This window comes from Ensifer sp. M14, from assembly GCF_003355565.1.
GTDB lineage: Bacteria > Pseudomonadota > Alphaproteobacteria > Rhizobiales > Rhizobiaceae > Ensifer.
Map to the genome: position 1 here is coordinate 1 of NZ_QJNR01000025.1, position 242 is coordinate 242.

The following is a 242-nucleotide window of genomic DNA, read 5'->3' on the forward strand; positions in this document are numbered from 1 at the left end:
ACCTGGAAGCTTCCAGACATATCTTCTCTTCACAATGTAATCAGAACAGGCATCAACCTCATCGAGGCGATGCAAACTTTTATTTCTCCAAGGATATCTCAACCCGAACCGTCAGCCTCAAACGAAGCATCAGCTTCGCAAGGCCAAGGGCCGTCGCCGCTCAATCGGCGTCCCAGTCCTAACCAAAAATGGTGGAGCTGAGCGGGATCGAACCGCTGACCCCCTGCTTGCAAAGCAGGTGC

1 pseudogene is annotated in these 242 nt (G+C 52.9%); it reads left to right on the forward strand.

Annotation, left to right across the window (positions count from 1 at the left end):
• Positions 1-201: pseudogene (locus BLJAPNOD_RS35820) on the forward strand (hypothetical protein); the annotation flags it as partial.
• Positions 202-242 lie beyond the last annotated feature (41 nt).